A 3124-nucleotide genomic window follows, 5' to 3' on the forward strand; every position below is an offset into this window, starting at 1 on the left:
ACCATGTACGGCGCCATCTCCAGCTCGGTCGAAATCTCCTTGCGCAGGGCACGCAGACACTCGAACAGCTCGACATCGTCGCCCACGCGCGGGCGCTGATCCAGCTCGGCCTCCTCACGCAGCAGATCCACCGCACGGCGGGCGCGGGCCGAGGCCTTGCGCTTGGACGCGCGACGCTTAACGGTAAAGGCAAACGCCTCATCCTCGACCTCGGCGGCACGCGGGCCCAGCCCCACGACCGGGTACTGCCCCTGCGAGGTTGCCAGATAACCGCGGCCGCACAGCTGGCCGATGATGTCCTTGATGCGCCCGACGGATTCGTTCGACAGCTCACCGTAGCCGCGGTCCTCGTCCAGATGCATCTGGCGAATGCGCTCGGTGTTGCCGCCGTGGAGCACGTCGGCGATGAGCGACTTGCCAAAGCGCATGGGACGCGTGGCCACATAGCGCACGGCGGCGCGGGCCATATCGGTGACGTCCTCGACCTCGAACTGCGTGAGGCAGTTGCTGCAGTTGCCGCAGCCCTCGGCCTCGTCCGTGGCGGTGCCGCCCGTACCGGCCGCGGCATGCTCGGCCGCGGCCTCGTCGCCAAAGTAGCGCAGCATGTATTCGCGCAGGCAGCCGGTGGTATTGCAGTAGCCCTCCATCTGGCTGAGCAGACGATATCGATTCTGGACCGCCCACGCGCGCTGCTCGTCGTCGAGCGCCTCGTCGGCAGCATCGCCGCGGTCGATCAGAAAGCGGCGCATGCGAAAATCGTTACCGTTCCACAGCAAGTGGCAGCTGGCCGGGTCGCCGTCGCGGCCAGCGCGGCCAGCCTCCTGGTAGTAGGCCTCGATACTCTCGGGCACGTTGTTGTGAATCACGTAGCGCACGTTGGGTTTGTCGATGCCCATGCCAAAGGCGTTGGTGGCAACCATCACCTGGATATCGTCGTCGATAAAGGCGCGCTGGCTTTGGCGGCGAACGTCGTTGCCCATGCCGGCATGGTAACGGCCAACGCGAATGCCGCTGGGGCCCAGCGCCTCGGCAAGCTCGCCTGCCAGCGCATCGACGGTCTTGCGGGTCGAGCAATACACGATGCCGCTCTCGCTCGAATGCGCGATCACATAGTCGCGCACCCATGCGGCCTTGGCCTTGTCGCCCATCTCCTCGCAGCCAAAGTAGAGGTTCTTGCGATCGAAGCCCGTCACCACCGTCGCAGGGTTTTGCAGGCCGAGCATCTGCTGGATGTCCGCACGCACACGCTCGGTCGCCGTAGCGGTAAAGGCCGCCACGATGGGGCGCTGCGGAAGTGATTCGATGAACTCGCGAATCTGCAGGTAGGCGGGGCGAAAATCCTGGCCCCATTGGCTCACGCAGTGGGCCTCGTCAATGGCCACGAGCGGCACGCCAATGCCGCCGTCCGCCGCGGCCTCCTGCGCAAAGGCTAAAAAGCGCGGCTCGAGCAGACGCTCGGGCGCCACGTACATAAGCTGGTAGCGGCCCTCGCGCGCCCGCTTGAGCACGGTGTTTTGCTGGGCCGGGGTAAGGCTGGAGTTGAGATAGCTGGGGCGCGCACCCGCCGCGAGCAGCGCGCGGGTCTGGTCCTCCATAAGCGACAGCAGCGGACTTACCACAAAGGTGATGCCGGGCAGCATGAGCGCGGGCACCTGGTAGCAAATGGACTTGCCGGCGCCCGTGGGCATAACGCCCAGCGCATCGCGACCGGCAAGGATCGCATCGACCATGCGGTCCTGTCCCGGGCGAAACGAGGTGTAGCCAAAATAGGCGCCGAGCGTGTCGAGCGCCAGCTGCTGCATGCTATCGGTCATGGTTTCCTAACGTCCAAGTCATCTGCCGCCGATTATACGCCGCCACGCGGACCAGCGTTGCACGGCTGCCGGCCACGGACAATGTGGTCCAAAGGGAACGGTAGTCATTGGGGACGTTCTTGAATGACTAGTCGTTTAAGAACGTCCCCAATAAGCAATCTCTTGACAAGCGCGGAAACCCCGCAGGTTGAGCATAAGTCAGCGAAAACGCCCCTAAGCGAGCAAGGTGACGTGAAAGAGGAGGGAAGCGTACTTTGGGTACGCGACCGACGATTGAACGTCAGATTGCCGCTTAGGGGCGTTTGCAGCGTCGAGCCGTTACGCGGTTTGGTAAAACCGCGTAACTTACATGACCATAACGTAGCGCGATCCCACGTAGTACTGCTTACCCATCAGGACCGGCTCGCCATTGGAGCCCGTGAAGCCGGCACGCAGGTTGAGCAGCGGATCGTGCGGAGCAATGCCCAGCTCGGCCGCCTGCTCGGTATTGGCACGAACGGCCTCGACCGTGCGGTAGCCAACCGAGACAATCGGGATTCCGCCAACACGCTCGACCTCGGCAAAAATCGACTTGTCCTCAAGATCGGCCGTCAACAGCTCGCGGTAGGCATCAAACGGCACAAAGATGTTCTCCTCAAAGATGGGCTCGCCGTCGGCCGTACGCACGCGCTTGATATGCAGCAGCAGCGCATCCTTCTGCAGGCCAAAGAACTCCATCTCGTTTTGGCGCGCCGGCACAATCTGGCGATCGATCACGTGCGCACCGGCCTTCATGCCATTGCCGGCACACAGCGCGGTAAACGTCTGCAACGTCGAGGCGTGAAACTGGCGATTGATGTGCGGCGTGGAGACAAAGGTGCCACGGCCCTGCTGCTTAACCAGGTAGCCATCGGAGCACAGCTCCTCGACGGCGCGGCGCACCGTAATGCGGCTCACGTCGTACTGCTCGGCTAGCTCAAGCTCGGACGGAATACGCTCCTTGGGTGCATAAACACCTTTCTCGATCGCATCCTTGATTTCGTCGTAAATCTGCTGGTAAAGCGGTGCATTTTTGGGCGCAGGCATATCTGATCACTCTTATCGAAATATTGAAATAACTAATACGTATATAACGTCTAGTTTCATGTTACCTCATATTGATAAAACGATACACCCTCCCTACCAAAAAGCGACAGCTTCATTTTGGTAGGTTTTATCTGGGCAAACGAGAGCCCCTCGAAAGCAACGAGGCTTTCGAGGGGCTCATACGGAAGGGTTGCGCCAGGCCGGCAAAATGCCAATACCCTACCTGCCGTCGTCCTGCTGCAGGC

The 3124-nt window shown here is 61.7% G+C and carries 2 protein-coding genes; both read right to left on the reverse strand.

The annotated features are described in order from the left end of the window. Nucleotides 1-1814: RecQ family ATP-dependent DNA helicase (locus ABHR76_RS04675; RefSeq protein WP_346976951.1), on the reverse strand; the 1814-nt coding region annotated here is incomplete at its 3' end. 345 nt (nucleotides 1815-2159) lie between these two features. After that, on the reverse strand, nucleotides 2160-2879 hold the full coding sequence (locus ABHR76_RS04680; protein ID WP_346976952.1) for a GntR family transcriptional regulator: 720 nt from the start codon (nucleotides 2877-2879) through the stop codon (nucleotides 2160-2162). Between the last annotated feature and the right edge of the window lie 245 nt (nucleotides 2880-3124).

Source organism: Collinsella aerofaciens (assembly GCF_039752985.1).
Taxonomy (GTDB): domain Bacteria; phylum Actinomycetota; class Coriobacteriia; order Coriobacteriales; family Coriobacteriaceae; genus Collinsella; species Collinsella aerofaciens_BT.